The sequence below is a fragment of the Dactylosporangium siamense genome (assembly GCF_016862795.1).
Lineage (GTDB): Bacteria > Actinomycetota > Actinomycetes > Mycobacteriales > Micromonosporaceae > Dactylosporangium > Dactylosporangium siamense.
On record NZ_BONQ01000050.1, the window covers coordinates 22,449 to 38,106 of the forward strand.

Consider the following 15,658-nt stretch of genomic DNA (forward strand, 5'->3'; position numbering starts at 1 on the left):
CGTCCGCGGCTCCGGCTGCCGCCTGCGTGTCGAATCCGGCCACGCCGAAGCACCAGATGCGGGCGATGTGGATCGCCAGCGTGGTCAACATCGACTGGCCCAGCGCGCCCGGGAAGTCCGAAGCCGAGTTGAAGGCCGAGTACGACGGCTGGCTGGCGCTGGCCAAGTCGTACAACTTCAACGCCGTCATCGTGCAGGTCCGCCCGCACGCGGACGCGTTCTGGCCGTCGCCGCTGGAGCCGTGGTCGCAGTACCTCACCGGCGTCGCCGGCCAGGACCCCGGCTGGGACCCCCTCGCGTACCTGGTGTCGCAGGCGCACGCGCAGAACCTGGAGTTCCACGCCTGGTTCAACCCATACCGGGCGAGCATGCCCGCCCCGGGCGGCGCCGGCACCGACCTGTCGAAGCTGCCGGCGAACCACCCGCTGGCGCTGCACCCCGACTGGGCCGTCGCCTACCCGGTGAACAACGCCGGCGGCCGGCTCTACCTCAACCCCGGCATCCCCGAGGCCCGCGCCTGGGTTCAGGACGCCGTCATGGACGCCGTCACCAAGTACGACATCGACGGCGTGCACTTCGACGACTACTTCTACCCGTACCCGGCCGCCGGCCAGGACTTCGGCGACGAGGCCACGTTCGCGCAGTACGGCGGCGGCTTCGCGACCAAGGGCGACTGGCGGCGCGACAACATCGACCGGCTCATCCGCGAGCTGGACGGCCGTATCCACGCGGCCAAGCCGTGGGTCAAGTTCGGCGTCAGCCCGTTCGGCATCTGGCGCAACAAGGCCGCGGACCCCCTCGGCTCCGACACCAACGGCACCCAGTCCTACGACGCCAACTTCGCCGACACCCGCAAATGGGTGAAGGAAGGTTGGATCGACTACATCGTGCCGCAGGTGTATTGGAACATCGGCCTCGCGGTCGCCGACTACGCCAAACTGGTCCCGTGGTGGGCCGACGTGGTCGCCGGCACCGACGTGCAGCTCTACATCGGTCAGGCCGACTACAAGGTCGCCACCGCCGGCCAGCCGGCCGCCTGGTTCGACCCCGCCGAGCTGTCCAACCACCTGACGCTCAACCGGCAGTACCCCCAGGTCCTCGGCGACGTGCACTTCAGCGCCGTCCAGGTCAGAGCGAACCGCCTCTCGTCGGAATCCATCCTCGCCGCCGAACACCACAGCCGCCCGGCGTTCCCACCCGCCTGGCAGCCGGCTTCGGGCCCGGCCAAACCGCTGCTCTTCCCGGTGATCACCACCGCCCGGCGGACCGACGCGGGGGCCGAGCTCCGGTGGCGCCCGACGGTCAGCGGCGCCGGCCCGTTCGGCGAGGTGACCTCCTACGGCGTGTACCGCCTCGACACGGCGACCATCCCACGCGGCTGCGACCTCGCCGACGCGTCCAACCTCGTGGCCACGGTGCGCGGCACCACGTACACCGACCCCACCGCCGAACCGGGCAAGCACTACACGTATGTCATCACCGCCCTCGACCGTCTCTGGCACGAGAGCGCCGCATCACCGCCCCGCTGGATCTGACTGGTCTCGCCGTCCGGCGGTCACGGGTGGATCTCACCTTGACCGCCGGGTCGGCGGCCGCGGGCATCGGCCTGGAAGAATCCAGGCACGATGTTCGCGTGCAAGGGTTGCCGGGCCGAGCTGACCGTGCCGATGGCGGAGGTCGCGCTGCCGGCCCACGCGCACCAGAACCTCGGTCACACCCTGATCGGTCCGCTGATGGAGCCCGGCACCTTCGCCGTCGACCCGGACCCGCCGGCCTGGCTCCGGTTCCCGGGCGCGCCGGTGGTGATCGCCCCCGGCGACCTGCGCGGCACCGTGTTCCGCCAGGACCTGGCCGGCGAAGGCTGCCTCGGCGTCGGCGGAGGGAGCGGCCCGAACCTCGTCTGTGAGCGGTGCGGCCGGGTGGTCGCGACCCGCATCGACGACTGCGGGCGGTGGCAGGCGGTGTGGCTGGACCCGGCGGCGGTCCTTCACATCGCCGGCCCGGCCCGGCCGCAGCTCACCTGGGAGGAGCTGCGGACCCGGCGGGCCGGCGTCGACCTCCTGGAGCAGAACGGCTCCTGGAGCCCGGTGTGGTCGGCCGCGCTCGCCGCCGCGCTCGCCCGGGTCCTTGCCGTGTCCGGCGGCGCGCCGGTCACCGCCGACGGTGCCCTCGACGCCCTGATCGGGCCCGCGCTCGCCGCGATGCTGCCGGCCGGCCCACCGCCTCGGCCGGTGACGCTGGCCGGGCCGGCTCGGTCGGTGACGCTGGCCGGGCCGGGACTGCCGCCCGGCGACGTGGACGTCGCACTCGTCCCGCGGCACCCGCAGACCGGCGCCGCCTGGACGCTGCCGGGCGCGGGCAACGCGGTGCCGCTGGAGTGGGACGTGTGGGCGCCGCTGGCGTACCGGCCGGCGCGGGGCCCGGTTCCGCTGCCCGCCGGCGAGCGCCGGGACGACCCGCCGCCGCTGCTGCCGTCCGAGCGGTTCTGGCTGGACCGGGGCGTGTTCGTCGCGACCCTGCGCCGGCTGCCGGAGCTCGACCGGCCCTGGCTCCGGGCGATCCACGACCGGGCCGAGTCCCGCGGCTACGGCTGGCCACTGATGCTGTGAATCTGGTCTTGTGGGCCACCGCTACCGTTGCCCGCGTGGCCGTCGAACCTGAACCGTTGCCGTTGTCGTGGCGGCGCACACCGCTGACCGTGGCGCTGCACGGCGCGCTGCTGGTGTGGATGACGACGCCGATCCTGTGGGTGGTCGGCCTGGTCACGTTCATCCCCGAGGACGACACCACGGCGCAGGTCGTGTTCCACGCGTCCACCGTGGCGTTCGGCGTGACCGTGCCGGTGGTCGTCCACCGCGTCGCGCGGCGGACGGAACGCGAGCTGCACTGGTGGGCGATGATCTGGCTGACGGCCCTGATCGGCCTGGCCTTCCTGTGCGCCGCCGACGTCCAGGACACGTTCCGCGGCGCGTGACGCGACGTCGTTGCGGTCAGGCCGGTTCGGCGTACCAGCGGCGGTGCACCCACGGTTCGACGGCCAGCACGCTCGTCGCGGCCACGACGGTACACACCGCGGTCGGCAAGTCGAGCGCCGTCCAGGCCGCGGTGAGACCGGCGGCCACCGTCACCCACGGCCGGATGAGGGTCAGCGGGCCGAGGCCGAGCAGGATGAGGAAGGTCGCCGGCCGCCGGGGCAGGACCGCGTAGCCGACGAGCGACGCCACCACGACGGCCGCGAAGGGGCCGATGACCCACAGCATGCTGATGCCGGCCTGGGTCAGGCCGGTGTACCGGGTGCCCGGGTCGGGCGCGGTGGCCAGGACGGCGCCGAGGACGAGGGCCAGGCAGCCGAGCACGGCCGCGCCGCCGGCGAGCCCGCGCCGCATCGCGACGACGTAGTAGGCGCGTTTGCGGATCAGGCCGTTGCGTCCGGTCGCCGCGCGGAACCCCGCGAGGGCGGCATCAACCAGCGCGATCGAGGCCAGGACCACCGGCACCGCGACAGCAGCGCTCACCACGGCCGGCGCATGGGACGGCTGTCGGTGACCAGGTGGCGCGCGGCGGGGCCGAGCGCGGCGCGCAGCGCCGACACCTCCTGCGGGCGCACGCCCAGGAGCGGCCGGACCGACGCGCAGAACGGGTTGCTGTGGTGGGTCGGCCGGTGCAGCAGCGGCACCAGACCGGGCGCCGACCGCGCCGCGGTCATCAGGTCATGGTCGGTGTGCGCGCGGCGGGCCGACACGACCCCGTCGTGGCGGCCCAGCGGCTCGCGCATCCGGGCCCGGTGGAACATCCACGCGCCGACCGGCGCCAGCCGGGTCGCGGCGATGTCGAAGTGGCAGTACGCCTGCGCGCCGGCGTCGGCCTGCGCCCGGAAGAACGCGCCGAGGGCATCGCCGCGCAGGTGGTGCAGCACGCCGACGGAGATGTACACCGTGGCCGAGCCGGGCAGCGCGAACGCGTCGCCGCGCACGAACCGGCACGCGAGCCCTTCGACGTCGGCGAGCCTGGTCGCCTCCGCGACCAGCGCCGGGTTGAAGTCGACGCCGCTGAGGTCGACGTCACCGAGCACACCGGCGGCCGCGAGCCAGCGAACGGCGTATCCGATGCCGCAGCCGACGTCGACGACCCGCGGCCGTTCACCGCCGCGGGCCACCGCGGCCAGCAGCGGACCGAGCAGCTCCGCCAGCTGCTCGGCGATGCGGAGCTCCTCGTTGAGCCGCTGCAGCTCGGTGTGCGTGCGCACCAGCAGCCGGTCCACCGCGGCCGCCTCGAGCACACCGTCACGGTGTGGCAGCCCCGCCACGATCCGGGCGCCGCGCCGATCGCCGGCGGCGCGCAGCGCGGCGATCACCTCGTCGCGGCGCACCGGCAGGCTCGCCCCCGTCGCCACGTCGTGGCGGATGATGAGGTCGGAGATCTCCAAGATCGGCACCCGCGTACGGTAACCTGCGAGGCCGGGCCCGCGGGCGGGGACGCGGCGCGCCGCCGTGGTCATGAAGAAGATGATCCACGCCGGTGAGGCGAAGGTCTTCATGTCCACCCGGGACACGCTGATCCGGGCCTACATGGCCGGCGCCATCCTGTCGCTGGCCGCCGCCTTCGCGGTCACCGTCACCGTGCAGACCGGCCAGCCCATCATCGGCGCGCTGCTGTTCCCGGTCGGTTTCTGCCTGCTGTACCTGCTCGGGTTCGACCCGCTCACCGGGGTGCTCACGCTGGTGCCCCTGGCCCTGATCGACAAGCGCCCTGGCGTGCGCCCGCGCGGCGTGCTGCGCAACTGGGGCCTGGTGTTCGCCGGCGCGCTCACCGTCGCGGTGATGATGGCCGTGATCTTCACGTTCGCCTTCAGCGTCGATCCGAACGCGGTCGGCAAGGCCATCAGCAAGATCGGGGAGAGCCGCACCGTCGGCTACGCCGACCACGGCGCCACCGGCATGCTGACCCTCTTCATCCGCGGCGTCCTGTGCACCTGGATGGTCTCCACCGACGTCGTCGCCGCCATGATCTCCACCAACGTCATCGGCATGTGGGGGCCGTGCTGGTCTTCTTCTACATGGGCTTCGAGCACTCGATCGTGAACATGTACCTCTTCCCGTCCGGCCTGATGCTCGGCCGCAACTTCTCGATCGCGGACCACTTCATCTGGAACGAGATCCCCACCGTCGTCGGCAACCTTGTCGGCGGGCTCACGTTCGTGGGTCTCACGCTCTACACCACCCACGCCAGGACCGGCGCGACCCGCCACCGCCCGGCCGCCCCGGCGACCCCCGCACCGGTCGCCGAGGATGTTCCCGCCCTTGTGCAATAGCCCCTCATGACGAGGCCGGCCCGGAGCCGGGGCGGCAGGTCAGGGGGCGGCAGGTCAGCGGCGGCAGGTCATGGGGCGGGCGGCCCGCCGGGCCGGTGGTCAGGGCCGTCCGGACGATGCGGATGGTCTCGCATGCGTCGTTCAGTCGTTGAGCAACCGGTCGATGACGTCGCGGGGTTCGTCGTCGGTGTCGCCGGCCGCGGCCCGGATGTCGAGCTCCCGGCTCTTCGCCTCCGCGGAGGCCCGGGCGTCGCGGCGGCGGTCGAGGAACGTGGAGGTGTCCGGGGCCAGGTGGAGCAGGACGGTGTCGTCGTCGCTCCACTCGTTGGTCACCGTCACCAGACCGTGGTCACCGTCGGCCATGCACCCGGCGACGCCGCGCAGGAGGGTGACCGCCCAGATCATGGTCGGTAGCCGGAAGTCGGCGCGGGACGAGAACTCCACGACCAGCGATCCGGTGTCCTCGTCGAACTGGAACGTCAGGTCGTCTTCCGCCAGGTCCAGGAACACGTCGGCATAGTCGCCGTCGAGCCAGCTGTCGCACTCGTCGATCGCGGCAGGCAGCTCGTCCGACTCGGAGACCCCGGCCCACTCTCGCGGCGACCAGGCGTTCGCCGGTGCGACCGGGGATCGCAGATAGGTCTGGAGGCGCGGCTTTGCGATGAGCAGGGCGGCAGTCACGAACACCGACTCGGACACGGCCTCAGCCTATCGCATCACAACCTAGCTGCCTAGGAAGCTCTGCGGGTTGCGTCCCGGGTCACAACCACCGGCGATACCGTTCGCTGCGTCAGCCGTCGCCGTGGTGCATGACCCAGGCGGTGGTCCGCACCCCGCCGCGCGCCGCGATGTCCTGTCGCAACTGCCGTTCCTGGGCACCGGACAGACCTGGCGCGGCGCCGGCCGGGAGTTCGAGCGCCTCGGCCCGATACTGGCGCCCGGCCGACAGCCTGGAGTAGTCGATCCGGATCGCCGCCGTCCCCGACCCGTCGTCAGCAGCAGCGAGATGCTGCCGTCGACGTCACCCCACAGCGGGACGCTGCGGTCCAGGACCTTGCAGCCGGTGACGGCCCCGAACGGCGACTCCCCGCCGACCTGCATCGGCGTCGCGGTGAACCGGCCGCGGATGCCGTCTGCCTGATCCGCGGCGCCACAGTGGGGCGGTTGGCACCCTCCCTCGCCGCGTACCGTGAAACGCATGAAGATCGTCGTCCTGGACGACTACCAGCGCGTGGCTCGCAAGTTCGGGCCGTTCGAATCGCTGCGCGGCGACACGGTCGAGGTGCTGCACGAGCACATCACCGGCCTGGACGCGCTCGCGGCCGCGCTGCGCGGGGCGGAGGTCGTCGTCGCGATGCGCGAGCGGACGCCGTTTCGCGCCGAGACGTTCGAGCGGCTGCCGGAGCTGCGCCTGCTGGTGACCACGGGCATGGCCAACGCGGCCATCGACCTGGCGGCTGCCGCGGCCCACGGCGTCACGGTCGCCGGCACGGCCGCGACCGGGTCGACCAGAAGCTCGAACACCGCCGAGCTGACCTGGGCGCTGATCCTGGCCTGCCGGCGGCACGTGGTGACCGAGGACCGGGCGCTGCGCGACGGCCGCTGGCAGACCACGGTCGGCACCGACCTGGCCGGCACCACCCTCGGCGTGCTCGGGCTGGGGCGGCTCGGCACGCAGGTGGCGCGGATCGGGCAGGCGTTCGACATGCGGGTCGTCGCGTGGAGCGAGCACCTGACCCCGGAACGGGCGGCCGAGGTCGGCGCGACCTGGGTGTCCAAGGCCGAGCTGCTCGCCACCAGCGACGTCCTCACCGTCCACCTGAAGCTCAGCGACCGGACCGTCGGGATGATCGGCGCCGCCGAGCTGGGCGCCATGCGCCGGACCGCGATCCTGGTCAACACCTCGCGCGGCCCGATCGTGGACGAGCGGGCCCTGGTCACGGCGCTGGCGGCCGGCACGATCGCCGGGGCCGGCCTGGACGTCTACGACACCGAGCCGCTGCCCGCCCGCCACCCGCTGCGCGGCGCGCCCAACACCGTGCTGCTGCCGCACCTGGGTTACGTCACCGAGGCCGGGTACCGCTCGATGTACGAGCAGGTCGTCGAGGACATCGCGGCCTGGCGGGCCGGGTCCCTGGTGCGGGTCCTGACGGCCTGACCGCATGCTGAAGTTACGGGTGACGCTGTTCGGCGCCATCGAGTCGCCGCCAGGCGAGCGCGTCCTCCGTGCCCACCCGAGCGATGGTCTCTGGGAGGATCGCGCGTGAAGGCACGCCCGCACGGGAGGTCGACATTGGACGCCAGCCTCGCGCCTCTGCTGGTCACCGGCGCATTCACCCTCATCGCCGCGATCGGCAGTTCGGCCTTGACCTTGTTCGCCACCAGCCGGCGAGAGCGGCGGCAGGCCTACGAAGCGTCGTACTTCCGCAACCTCGAACACCGGCGCTCGATCATTGTCGAGTTCCTGCTGATCTACGACCAGTTCAGGAGGCTCGGCGCCGCCGGGCACGCAGTACGCGAGGACCACGAAACCGACCAGTCCTATCGGGAGTACCTCGGCGATCTGCGGCGTCGGCTCGGGGAGAGCCGCACGACGTTGGATCTGTTCTGCAGTCCGCACACCCGGCCCATCGCCGAACGGGCCGAACAGCTGGGCCGAGAGGTATGGCTCGCGCTCATCGGGCGCCAGCCCCTCACCGACGACCAGCTCCGGGATCACGCCGCCACCATGGATGGCTACAAACAGGTGCTGCTGACCGCGTTCCGGAAGGATCTCGGCGAGGAGTCCTGAGCGTGCGGCACAGGCTCGGTCGTGCCGCATGGTCGTTCCGGAGCCGGCAGGGGCGGGCGGCGAGGGTTCAGCGCAGGTCGATCGGTTGCAGGCCGACCCTGGCCAGGCGGACCCGGCCGGCGGCGTCCCTGGCCAGGACGGGGACGCCTGGCTGGCGCGGGCCGCGGACCTCGAACAGCACGTTGCGTTCGTGCACGTCGCGGTACCGGCGGCGGTAGGTGTCGAACCGTCCGCCGTAGACGAGCCGCAGGAACGCGGTCATCGGGTGGTCGAGCCAGGTGGGGCGGTCGGGGCGCCACTGGAACCGGGCCCATTCGTAGCCGTCGACGAACTCGCGGACCTTGACCAGGCCGGTGAATCGCAGCCCGATCAGCGCTCTGCGGTCGAAGGCGACGCCGGACAGCCCCACGACGCGGCGCTCGAGGAAGTAGGTCCCGGTGACGAACCGGCCGTTGAGGTAGGTCCGCTCGTCGATCACCTCGACGACGAAGACCCGCTGCCGGTGGTCGCAGACGCGGAAGGCGGCCTTCTCCTCGCCTTTGCCGAGGTACGCGCAGCGCCAGCGAGGATCCGGGAAGTGCAGCAACCGGTCGGCGTAGGTCATCGCGGCGAGCTGTTCCTCGTGCCACGGGGTGAAGTCCGCCGCGACGGCTTTCGACACCTCGACCAGGGTGCCGCCCATGTCGATGAGCACGTCAGGCCTCCGGGGTGGGTGGCCGCTCGCCGGAGCCGCGCACGATCAGCTCCACGCCGACGGTGACGGTCTGCACGGGCCGGGTGTGGTCGGCCATGCGGTGCCGCAGCAGGTCGATGGCGGTGCGCCCGATGGTGTCGCTGTCCTGGGCGACGACGGTGATCGCGGGCCGGAGCAGGTCGGCGACGGCGAAGTCGTCGAAGCCGACGATGGCCAGGTCCGCGGCGGCGGAGCCGAGGTGGCGCAGCACCTCCAGGGTGGTGGACGCGTTGCCGGTGATGAGCGCGGTCGCGGGGTCGGGGCCGCGCAGTGCGGCGTCGAGCGCGGCGGCGATCCGGGCGGGCTCCACGACGCCGGGGTGGACCAGGCCGGCGACCGGTTCGCCGCTCGCCGCCATGCAGGCCCGGAAGGCGGCGGCCCGTTCGTGGCCGGTGAAGATCCGCTCCTCGTCGCCGATGTAGGCGACCCGGTGGTGCCCGTGGCCGCGCAGGTGCCGGAACGCGGCGCCGATGCCGGCGGCGTTGTCGGAGATGACCGTGTCGACCGTGATCCCGCCGGCGGGCCGGTCGAAGGCTACGATCGGTGTGCCGGCGTCGATCTCCCGGCTCAGGTACTGGTGGTTGTCGCCGACCGGTTCCAGGACGATGCCGTCGAGGTGCCGGCCGCACATCGACAGCACCACCTCCCGCTCCCGGTCCTCCTCGTCGGCGGTCGCGGTGGCGAGGACCGTGAGACCGTGCGAGCAGGCGGTGGCGTCGAGAGCGCCGAGGACCGGGTGGCCGGCGGACAGGTTGCGCACGGCCGCGCCGATGAGCCCGCTGCGTCCGCCACGCAGGTGCCGGGCGCGCTCGTCGGGGGTGTAGCCGAGCGCGGTGATGGCGGCCTGCACCCGGTTGGCGAACCCGGTGCCGACGGTCGGGTCGTTGTTGACGACCCGCGACACGGTGCGCAGCGCGACGCCCGCGTGCTCGGCTACGTCGATCATGGTCGGCCGCTTGCGGCGCGTCATGCCACTCCTCCCAGGCCCAGCAGTGTCAGCGTACCGGCGGGCGCATTCATCCCATGACTGCATGTGAGGCCAGAGCATAGCCTCAGGTTTCTCGTTCGGGATAACGTTATTTTCGAGCGTCACACCTGTTGACATCGGATGTTTCACGGTCGTATGGTCGGCGCCACCATCCGCCGGGTCCATCGTTATCTCGCCCCGTCCGCCAGGAGGTCCCCGTGCCCCGCACCCGCCGCTCGGTCCTGCTCAGCGCAATCTCCACCGCCGCCTTACTCGCCGTCGCCGGGTGCACCCCCGGCGAGTCCAGCAACGGCGGCGGGACAACCCTGACGTTCCTGACCTTCGAGACGCCGGCACTGACCGCGAAGTTCTGGGACGACTCGATCACCGACGCCACGAAACAGCTCGACGGCGTCACGGTGAAGAAGATCGTCGCACCGACCAGCGACCGCAACGCCTACGCCAAGCAGCTGCAGGCCTCCGGGCAGTTCCCCGACGTCCTCGCCTCGATCAACCCGAAGGACTTCCTCGACGCGGGCCTGCTGCAGCCGTTCGACCAGGCCTGGCTGGACGCCAACTTCCTGCAGCCGAACGGCAACGCCATCAACGGCAAGACCTACATCCCGCCGACCAACTCGCAGATCCTGCCGATGGTGTTCTACAACAAAGACCTCTTCGCCAAGCACAACCTGACGGTGCCGACCACGTGGGCCCAGTTCGCCGACGTCGCCGCCAAGCTCAAGGCCGCCGGGGTCACCCCGATTCAGCTCGCCGGCGCCGAACCGTGGTCGGCCAGCATGCCGCTCGTCGGCCTGGTCAGCGCCGACGTGCTGGGGAAGAACCCCAACTGGATCAAGGACCGCTACGCGGGCAAGGTGAAGTTCACCGACCCGGACGTCGTCGCCGCCGTCACCAAGCAGCGCAACCTGGTCAAGGCCGGCGCGTTCGGCGACGGCGCGCTCGGCGTCAACTACGCCGACGCCAACAAGCAGTTCCTCGACGGCAAATCCGGCATGTACCTGATGGGCAGCTGGTTCATCGGCCAGATCACCGCCGCGCAGGCGAAGTCCTTCGGCGGGTTCCTGCTCCCCACCGACGACGGCAAGCAGATCGTGCCGTTCAACGTCGGCGGCACCACCAGCGTCAACGCCAAGTCCGCGAACGCCGCCAAGGCCGCCGAGTTCGCCAAGGCATGGTCGCTGTCGCCGAACAACCTCAAGACCCTCATCGAGACCGACGGCGCATTCCCCATGCTCAAGACGGTCAAACTGGAGGACTTCGGCGCCACCGTCACCCCGGTCTTCACCGACTGCTACAAGTACGTGCAGGAGAACAACACCAAGGTCAGCTCCATCGGCTGGGTCAACAACGACGACGCCCTGCCGCCCGGGGTCGCCGACCTGTTCTACGCGCTGTCGCAGCAGCTGTTCACCAACGACGACGTCAAGGCACAGCTCGCGGCGCTGGACACCGCGTGGGACAAGGCCGCGAAGAAGTGACCAGGCGCGGCGGCCTCGCGCCCATCGCCTGGCTCGCGGTCCTGCTCTACGCGCTGTTCCTGGTGTACCCGCTGTGCCGCAGCCTGTTCCTCAGCTTCACCGACCGCAACCCGCTCAAGGCCGACAGCACCTTCGTCGGCCTCAGCAACTACCTGGACATGCTCGACGACCCGCGGCTGCTCGCGACGCTGCGGTTCACGCTGCTGGTCGTCGTCGCGGTCACCGTCGTGGCCAACGTGTTCGGGCTGGCGTTCGCGCTGCTGCTCAACCGCAACACCGCCAACTACCGGGTGATGCGCACGCTCATCTTCATCCCGCAGGTGCTGTCCGGGGTCATCGTCGCGTTCATCTGGCGCAGCATCCTCACCCAGAACGGCCTGCTGAACGCGGCCCTCGCGCAGGTGGATGCCCGGCCGGTGGCGTGGCTGGGCAGCACCGACCTGGCCACCGTGTCGATCTGCGCCGTGGTCAGCTGGATGACGATCGCGTTTGCCACCGTCGTCTACTCCGCGGCGCTGCGCACCGTGCCGCCGGAGCTCTACGAGGCGGCCCGGGTCGACGGCGCCGGCGCCCTGGAACGCTTCCGCGCCGTGACACTGCCGATGATCGCGCCCGGCATGACCATCAACGTCGTGCTGTGCCTGATCACGACGTTCAAGCTCTACGACGTCATCGCCGTGCTCACCGGCGGCGGACCGGCCAACACCACCCAGTCCACCGCGTACTACCTGCTCGAGGTCGCGTTCACCCAGAACCTCTTCGGCTACTCCTCGGCGATCGCGATGCTGCTGCTCGCGCTCACCGCCGGGATCGCCTACACCGTCACGTTCCTGCTCCGCAAACGGGAGGCCCGGCTGTGATCCGTCGGCTCCACACCGGCTTCGCCTGGCTGGCGACGCTGCTGTTCTGCCTGCCGATCTACCTGGCGCTCGTCAACGCGTTCAAGGACCAGCGGCAGATCCTCGCCAACCCGGCCGCCCCGCCGGCGCCGTTCACCCTCGGCAACCTCACCCGTGCCCTGCAGCGCCCCGACCTGCTGGTGCAGGCCGGTCTCATCAACTCCGTCGTCGTCACCGCCGCGTCGGTGCTCATCCTGGTGCCCCTGTCGAGCGCGCTGTCCTTCTACATCTCCGAACGCACGCCCAGGGTGAAGGCCGCGCTGCTGGCCATGTTCGCGCTCGGGCTCATGGTGCCGCCGCAGGTGGTGCTGCTGCCGATCGTCGGGCTGTTGCAAACCGTCGGGCTGCAGCACACGTACACCGGCCTCATCCTCGCCAACGTCGGCGGCGGCTACCTGTCCTTCGCCGTGTTCGTCTACGTCGGGTTCCTGCGCGGCGTGCCCCGCGAGGTGATCGAGGCGGCCCGCGTTGACGGCGCCGGGGACCTGCGCGTGTGGTGGCAGGTGGTGTTTCCGATGGTGCGCCCGGCGACCGCGACCGTGGCCATCTTCCTCGGCCTGTGGGTGTGGAACGACTTCCTCAACCCGCTGTTCATCCTCGGCCCGCTCAAGGGCCAGACCATCACGACCGGCGTCTACCTGTCCGTCGGCACCTACTCCACCGACTACGGCCAGTTGTTCGGCATCATGTTCCTCGCCGCGATAATCCCGGTGGTCGGCTACCTGGTCAGTCAGCGCGAATTCATCCACGGACTGATGTCAGGAGCCTCGAAGTGACGCCCCCACACATTGACGACTTCGCCGGCGACTGGCTCGACCGCGGCGAGCTCGCGCACCTGCCGTCGCTGCGCAACCAGTGGGGTCAGGCGCACGTCAACGACGACCTCACGTCGCTGTCGTGGCTCGCGATGCCGCCCTACAGCGGGGGATACCACACCGGCGTCCTGCGCGTCGACGGCCGGGTCGTGCGGGCCGACCGGCTGCGCTGGGCACCGTGGGGCGTGTCCCGGGAGGGTCGCTCCAGCGGCGTCGCCGTCACCAGCGACACCCGCCTCGGCTACGAACAGCACGCCGTGTACTGGCGGACCCGGCTGTTGAATCACACCGCTGACCCCGTCACCGTCACCGTCGAGCAGGAGCTCCACGCGCCGATCGCCGACAGCCCGGTCGACTGGGGCTGGCTCTACGGCACGCCGTGGAGCGCCGGGCACTATCACGACTACTACGCCACCGAACGGATCCGGGTCGAGGTCCTCGCGTGGGTGCCGCGCCACGTGCATCTGCTCGCCACCGACGCCCGGTGGATCCGGCTCGGCAGCCCGCGCATCCCCGGCATCCAGCGCGACGAGGACACCGCGCCGATGCTCCTGGAGACGGAGCTGCCGGATCACTCCACATCGGACAGCGGGCGCACCCGCGCCCCGTCCGTGCTCGGCACCGTCCGGGGGATCAGCGGCGCACCGGGCGTGTTCGAGCTGACCTCCCCGGCCGCGGAGCACCGGCTCGCGCCAGTGGCGCTCGGACCGGAAGCGGTGCTGCGCCTCGAGTTCCGGCCCGCCACCGACGACCAGACCGGCGTCGTGCTCACCCACGGCAACCACCCCGACTCCGTGCAGCTCGGGCTGACCGGCGGCCGGCCCTGGCTGCGCATCGCCGGGGAACTCGTCACGGCCGGGTCGCCATTGCGCGCCGGGCAGTGGCACCGCCTCGAGGTGCGGATCACCGGCGACGGCGCCTCCCTGAGCGTCGACGGCGCCCTGGTGGCCTGGACCGAGCCGTGGTGGGGCGCGCAACGCTGGACCTCCACTGTGGACGTCGACCACGTGGTTGTCACCGACCGGAGCAGCCCCGCGGTGTCGACCTACGCGTTCGCCACCGCCCCGGACGCGTTGGAGGTGCGCGGGGGCGGCGCGGTCGCCAGATGGGTGTGCACCGTCGAGCCCGGTGACACCGTGGATGTGGGTGTGGTACTGGCAATCGCGTCGAACCGGTCGCGATCGGTGGACGTGGCAGTGTTGGCGGCACGCGGGTTCGCGGGCGCCTTCGACGCCATCGCCGACCGGTGGCGGTCCACGTGGACGGACGCCTTCACGCCCGGCAATCCTTCGTTCTCCGGGCACCTCCCGGTGCTGGAGGGCGCGCCGGCCGGCCTGGCCCGCACCTACTACCTCGGCGTGCTCCTCGCCATCTACCTGCGCAACACCGGGGTCAGCCCGATCGGGCCGGTGTTCCTCACCGGCGGGCCGCGGCTCGGACCGACCACCACGTACTTCTGGGACCAGTCGGAGTGGGCACACACGGCGGCCATGCTGGAGCCGGTCGGCACGCGGGCCTGGATCCTCGCGGCGCTCAGCCAGCCCTACGACCGGTGCCACTCCTTCGACACCCGCAACCTGCTGCCCGTCGGCAACCACTACGCCGCCAACGACCACGCGCTGTTCCGGACCGTCCAGGCGTACCTCGCCGTCACCGGCGACCTGGACCTGCTCACCGAGAAGGCGGGCACGTCGACGGTCCTGGACCACCTGCGGACGCTCGCCCAGCGCCCCCGGGCCGCCTTCGGCGACGGTGTCCTCGCCGACTTCGGCCGGGACGCGTGGGAGCTGCTCGAATGCGTGCCCAACTACCGCGACGCGGTGGTGTCGTTCAACGCCGGCTACGCGGGGATGCTGCGCGGGCTGGCCGCGCTGCTGCGGCGCCTCGATCCCTCGCTAGCGGACGAGGCGGCCCGTGCCGACGCCGACGCCGACGAGCTCGCGGCCGCGGTCCTGCGGCAGTACGCCGGCGGCGGGCGCTGGAACATCGCACACCCGGAAGGCAACGAGACCATCGGGCACGTCCTGGACTTCGTGTTCGTGGCCGCCGAGCTCGCCGACGACCTGAGCGCTCCGGTGCGCGCGGAGATGGTCGAGTTCGTGACCGGGCACCTCCTCGACGGCGACTGGATGCGGGCCCTCGCCCCGGACGACCCGATCGCGCCGCGCTCCGACCGGCCCGACCACGGCGCGGCGGGGGCGTTCGGTGCGTGGCCGGGCGCCACCGCATACGGGCTGTGCCGCCTCGGCCGGCCCGACCTCGCCGCCGCGCTGCTGTCCCGCATCCACGCCAGCACGTCCGGCGCGGTGTGGGGGCAGGCGATGGAATCGGTCGGCGGCGGCCGGTTCCGGGTCGCCGAACGGGGCGTCGCCAACCGTGACAGCCTCGCCGGCGCCGCCGCCACCGAGGCGATCCTCGTCGGGCTCTTCGGCCTGCCCGGCGGCTCGCCCGTGGCACCTGACCTCGGCATCGGCACGCTGCACCACGTCCGCGTCCAGCAACCCTCGCCCAACCCGGGCGCGCCGCAGCACGTCCTCGTCCAGCAACCCTCGCCCAACCCGGGCGCGCCGCAGCACGTCCCCGTCCAGCAACCCTCGCCCTGACCAAGTCATCCCACCGGATGACCCGTCATCCCGCCAGATG

The 15,658-nt window shown here is 71.7% G+C and carries 16 protein-coding genes; 11 read left to right on the forward strand and 5 right to left on the reverse strand.

Features of this window, described 5'->3' with window-relative positions:
- Nucleotides 1-65 precede the first annotated feature (65 nt).
- The 3 genes from Dsi01nite_RS15985 (at nt 66) to Dsi01nite_RS15995 (ending at nt 2,974) form a co-directional block, all read left to right on the forward strand.
- Entirely contained in the window at nt 66-1,535 is a 1,470-nt protein-coding gene (locus tag Dsi01nite_RS15985) for a glycoside hydrolase family 10-like protein (RefSeq protein WP_203846934.1), read from the forward strand.
- 90 nt (nt 1,536-1,625) lie between these two features.
- Entirely contained in the window at nt 1,626-2,609 is a 984-nt protein-coding gene (locus tag Dsi01nite_RS15990; RefSeq protein ID WP_203846935.1) for a hypothetical protein, read from the forward strand.
- A gap of 35 nt (nt 2,610-2,644) precedes the next feature.
- Nucleotides 2,645-2,974, forward strand: a complete 330-nt coding sequence (locus tag Dsi01nite_RS15995) for a hypothetical protein (RefSeq protein ID WP_203846936.1) — start codon at nt 2,645-2,647, stop codon at nt 2,972-2,974.
- A 16-nt stretch (nt 2,975-2,990) separates the two neighbouring features.
- Here the strand turns inward: Dsi01nite_RS15995 and Dsi01nite_RS16000 are convergent, their stop codons facing one another.
- Nucleotides 2,991-3,515, reverse strand: a complete 525-nt coding sequence (locus tag Dsi01nite_RS16000) for an oxidoreductase (protein ID WP_203846937.1) — start codon at nt 3,513-3,515, stop codon at nt 2,991-2,993.
- Complete coding sequence (locus Dsi01nite_RS16005) at nt 3,512-4,435, reverse strand: class I SAM-dependent methyltransferase (RefSeq protein ID WP_203846938.1); 924 nt, start codon at nt 4,433-4,435, stop codon at nt 3,512-3,514. The genes Dsi01nite_RS16000 and Dsi01nite_RS16005 overlap by 4 nt, the downstream gene beginning before the upstream one ends.
- Before the next feature lie 61 nt (nt 4,436-4,496).
- Between Dsi01nite_RS16005 and Dsi01nite_RS58310 the strand changes: the two genes are divergently transcribed.
- Together Dsi01nite_RS58310 and Dsi01nite_RS58315 are read left to right on the forward strand one after the other, a co-directional pair.
- Entirely contained in the window at nt 4,497-5,081 is a 585-nt protein-coding gene (locus tag Dsi01nite_RS58310; protein ID WP_203846939.1) for a formate/nitrite transporter family protein, read from the forward strand.
- Entirely contained in the window at nt 5,039-5,311 is a 273-nt protein-coding gene (locus tag Dsi01nite_RS58315; protein ID WP_203846940.1) for a formate/nitrite transporter family protein, read from the forward strand. The genes Dsi01nite_RS58310 and Dsi01nite_RS58315 overlap by 43 nt, the downstream gene beginning before the upstream one ends.
- 141 nt (nt 5,312-5,452) lie before the next feature.
- On the opposite strand, the gene Dsi01nite_RS16020 is transcribed toward Dsi01nite_RS58315, so the two are convergent.
- Nucleotides 5,453-6,010, reverse strand: a complete 558-nt coding sequence (locus tag Dsi01nite_RS16020) for a hypothetical protein (protein ID WP_203846941.1) — start codon at nt 6,008-6,010, stop codon at nt 5,453-5,455.
- A 499-nt stretch (nt 6,011-6,509) separates the two neighbouring features.
- Here Dsi01nite_RS16020 and Dsi01nite_RS16025 point away from each other — a divergent pair, with 499 nt between their 5' ends.
- Both Dsi01nite_RS16025 and Dsi01nite_RS16030 read left to right on the forward strand, forming a co-directional pair.
- Nucleotides 6,510-7,469, forward strand: a complete 960-nt coding sequence (locus tag Dsi01nite_RS16025; RefSeq protein WP_203846942.1) for a D-2-hydroxyacid dehydrogenase family protein — start codon at nt 6,510-6,512, stop codon at nt 7,467-7,469.
- 135 nt (nt 7,470-7,604) lie between these two features.
- A complete protein-coding gene (locus Dsi01nite_RS16030) occupies nt 7,605-8,102 on the forward strand; it encodes a hypothetical protein (protein WP_203846943.1) in 498 nt (165 codons plus the stop codon).
- 67 nt (nt 8,103-8,169) lie between these two features.
- Here the strand turns inward: Dsi01nite_RS16030 and Dsi01nite_RS16035 are convergent, their stop codons facing one another.
- A complete protein-coding gene (locus tag Dsi01nite_RS16035) occupies nt 8,170-8,796 on the reverse strand; it encodes a hypothetical protein (RefSeq protein ID WP_203846944.1) in 627 nt (208 codons plus the stop codon).
- A 1-nt stretch (nt 8,797) separates the two neighbouring features.
- A complete protein-coding gene (locus Dsi01nite_RS16040) occupies nt 8,798-9,805 on the reverse strand; it encodes a LacI family DNA-binding transcriptional regulator (RefSeq protein ID WP_239135923.1) in 1,008 nt (335 codons plus the stop codon).
- A gap of 215 nt (nt 9,806-10,020) precedes the next feature.
- On the opposite strand from Dsi01nite_RS16040, the gene Dsi01nite_RS16045 reads away from it, so the two are divergent.
- Genes Dsi01nite_RS16045 through Dsi01nite_RS16060 form a run of 4 tightly spaced genes read left to right on the forward strand, consistent with a single transcriptional unit; the run spans nt 10,021 to nt 15,618 of the window.
- A complete protein-coding gene (locus Dsi01nite_RS16045; RefSeq protein WP_203846945.1) occupies nt 10,021-11,301 on the forward strand; it encodes an ABC transporter substrate-binding protein in 1,281 nt (426 codons plus the stop codon).
- Entirely contained in the window at nt 11,298-12,161 is an 864-nt protein-coding gene (locus Dsi01nite_RS16050; RefSeq protein ID WP_203846946.1) for a carbohydrate ABC transporter permease, read from the forward strand. Before Dsi01nite_RS16045 ends, Dsi01nite_RS16050 begins: the two co-directional genes overlap by 4 nt.
- Complete coding sequence (locus Dsi01nite_RS16055; protein WP_203846947.1) at nt 12,158-12,976, forward strand: carbohydrate ABC transporter permease; 819 nt, start codon at nt 12,158-12,160, stop codon at nt 12,974-12,976. Before Dsi01nite_RS16050 ends, Dsi01nite_RS16055 begins: the two co-directional genes overlap by 4 nt.
- Complete coding sequence (locus tag Dsi01nite_RS16060; protein ID WP_203846948.1) at nt 12,973-15,618, forward strand: laminin G domain-containing protein; 2,646 nt, start codon at nt 12,973-12,975, stop codon at nt 15,616-15,618. Before Dsi01nite_RS16055 ends, Dsi01nite_RS16060 begins: the two co-directional genes overlap by 4 nt.
- Nucleotides 15,619-15,658 lie beyond the last annotated feature (40 nt).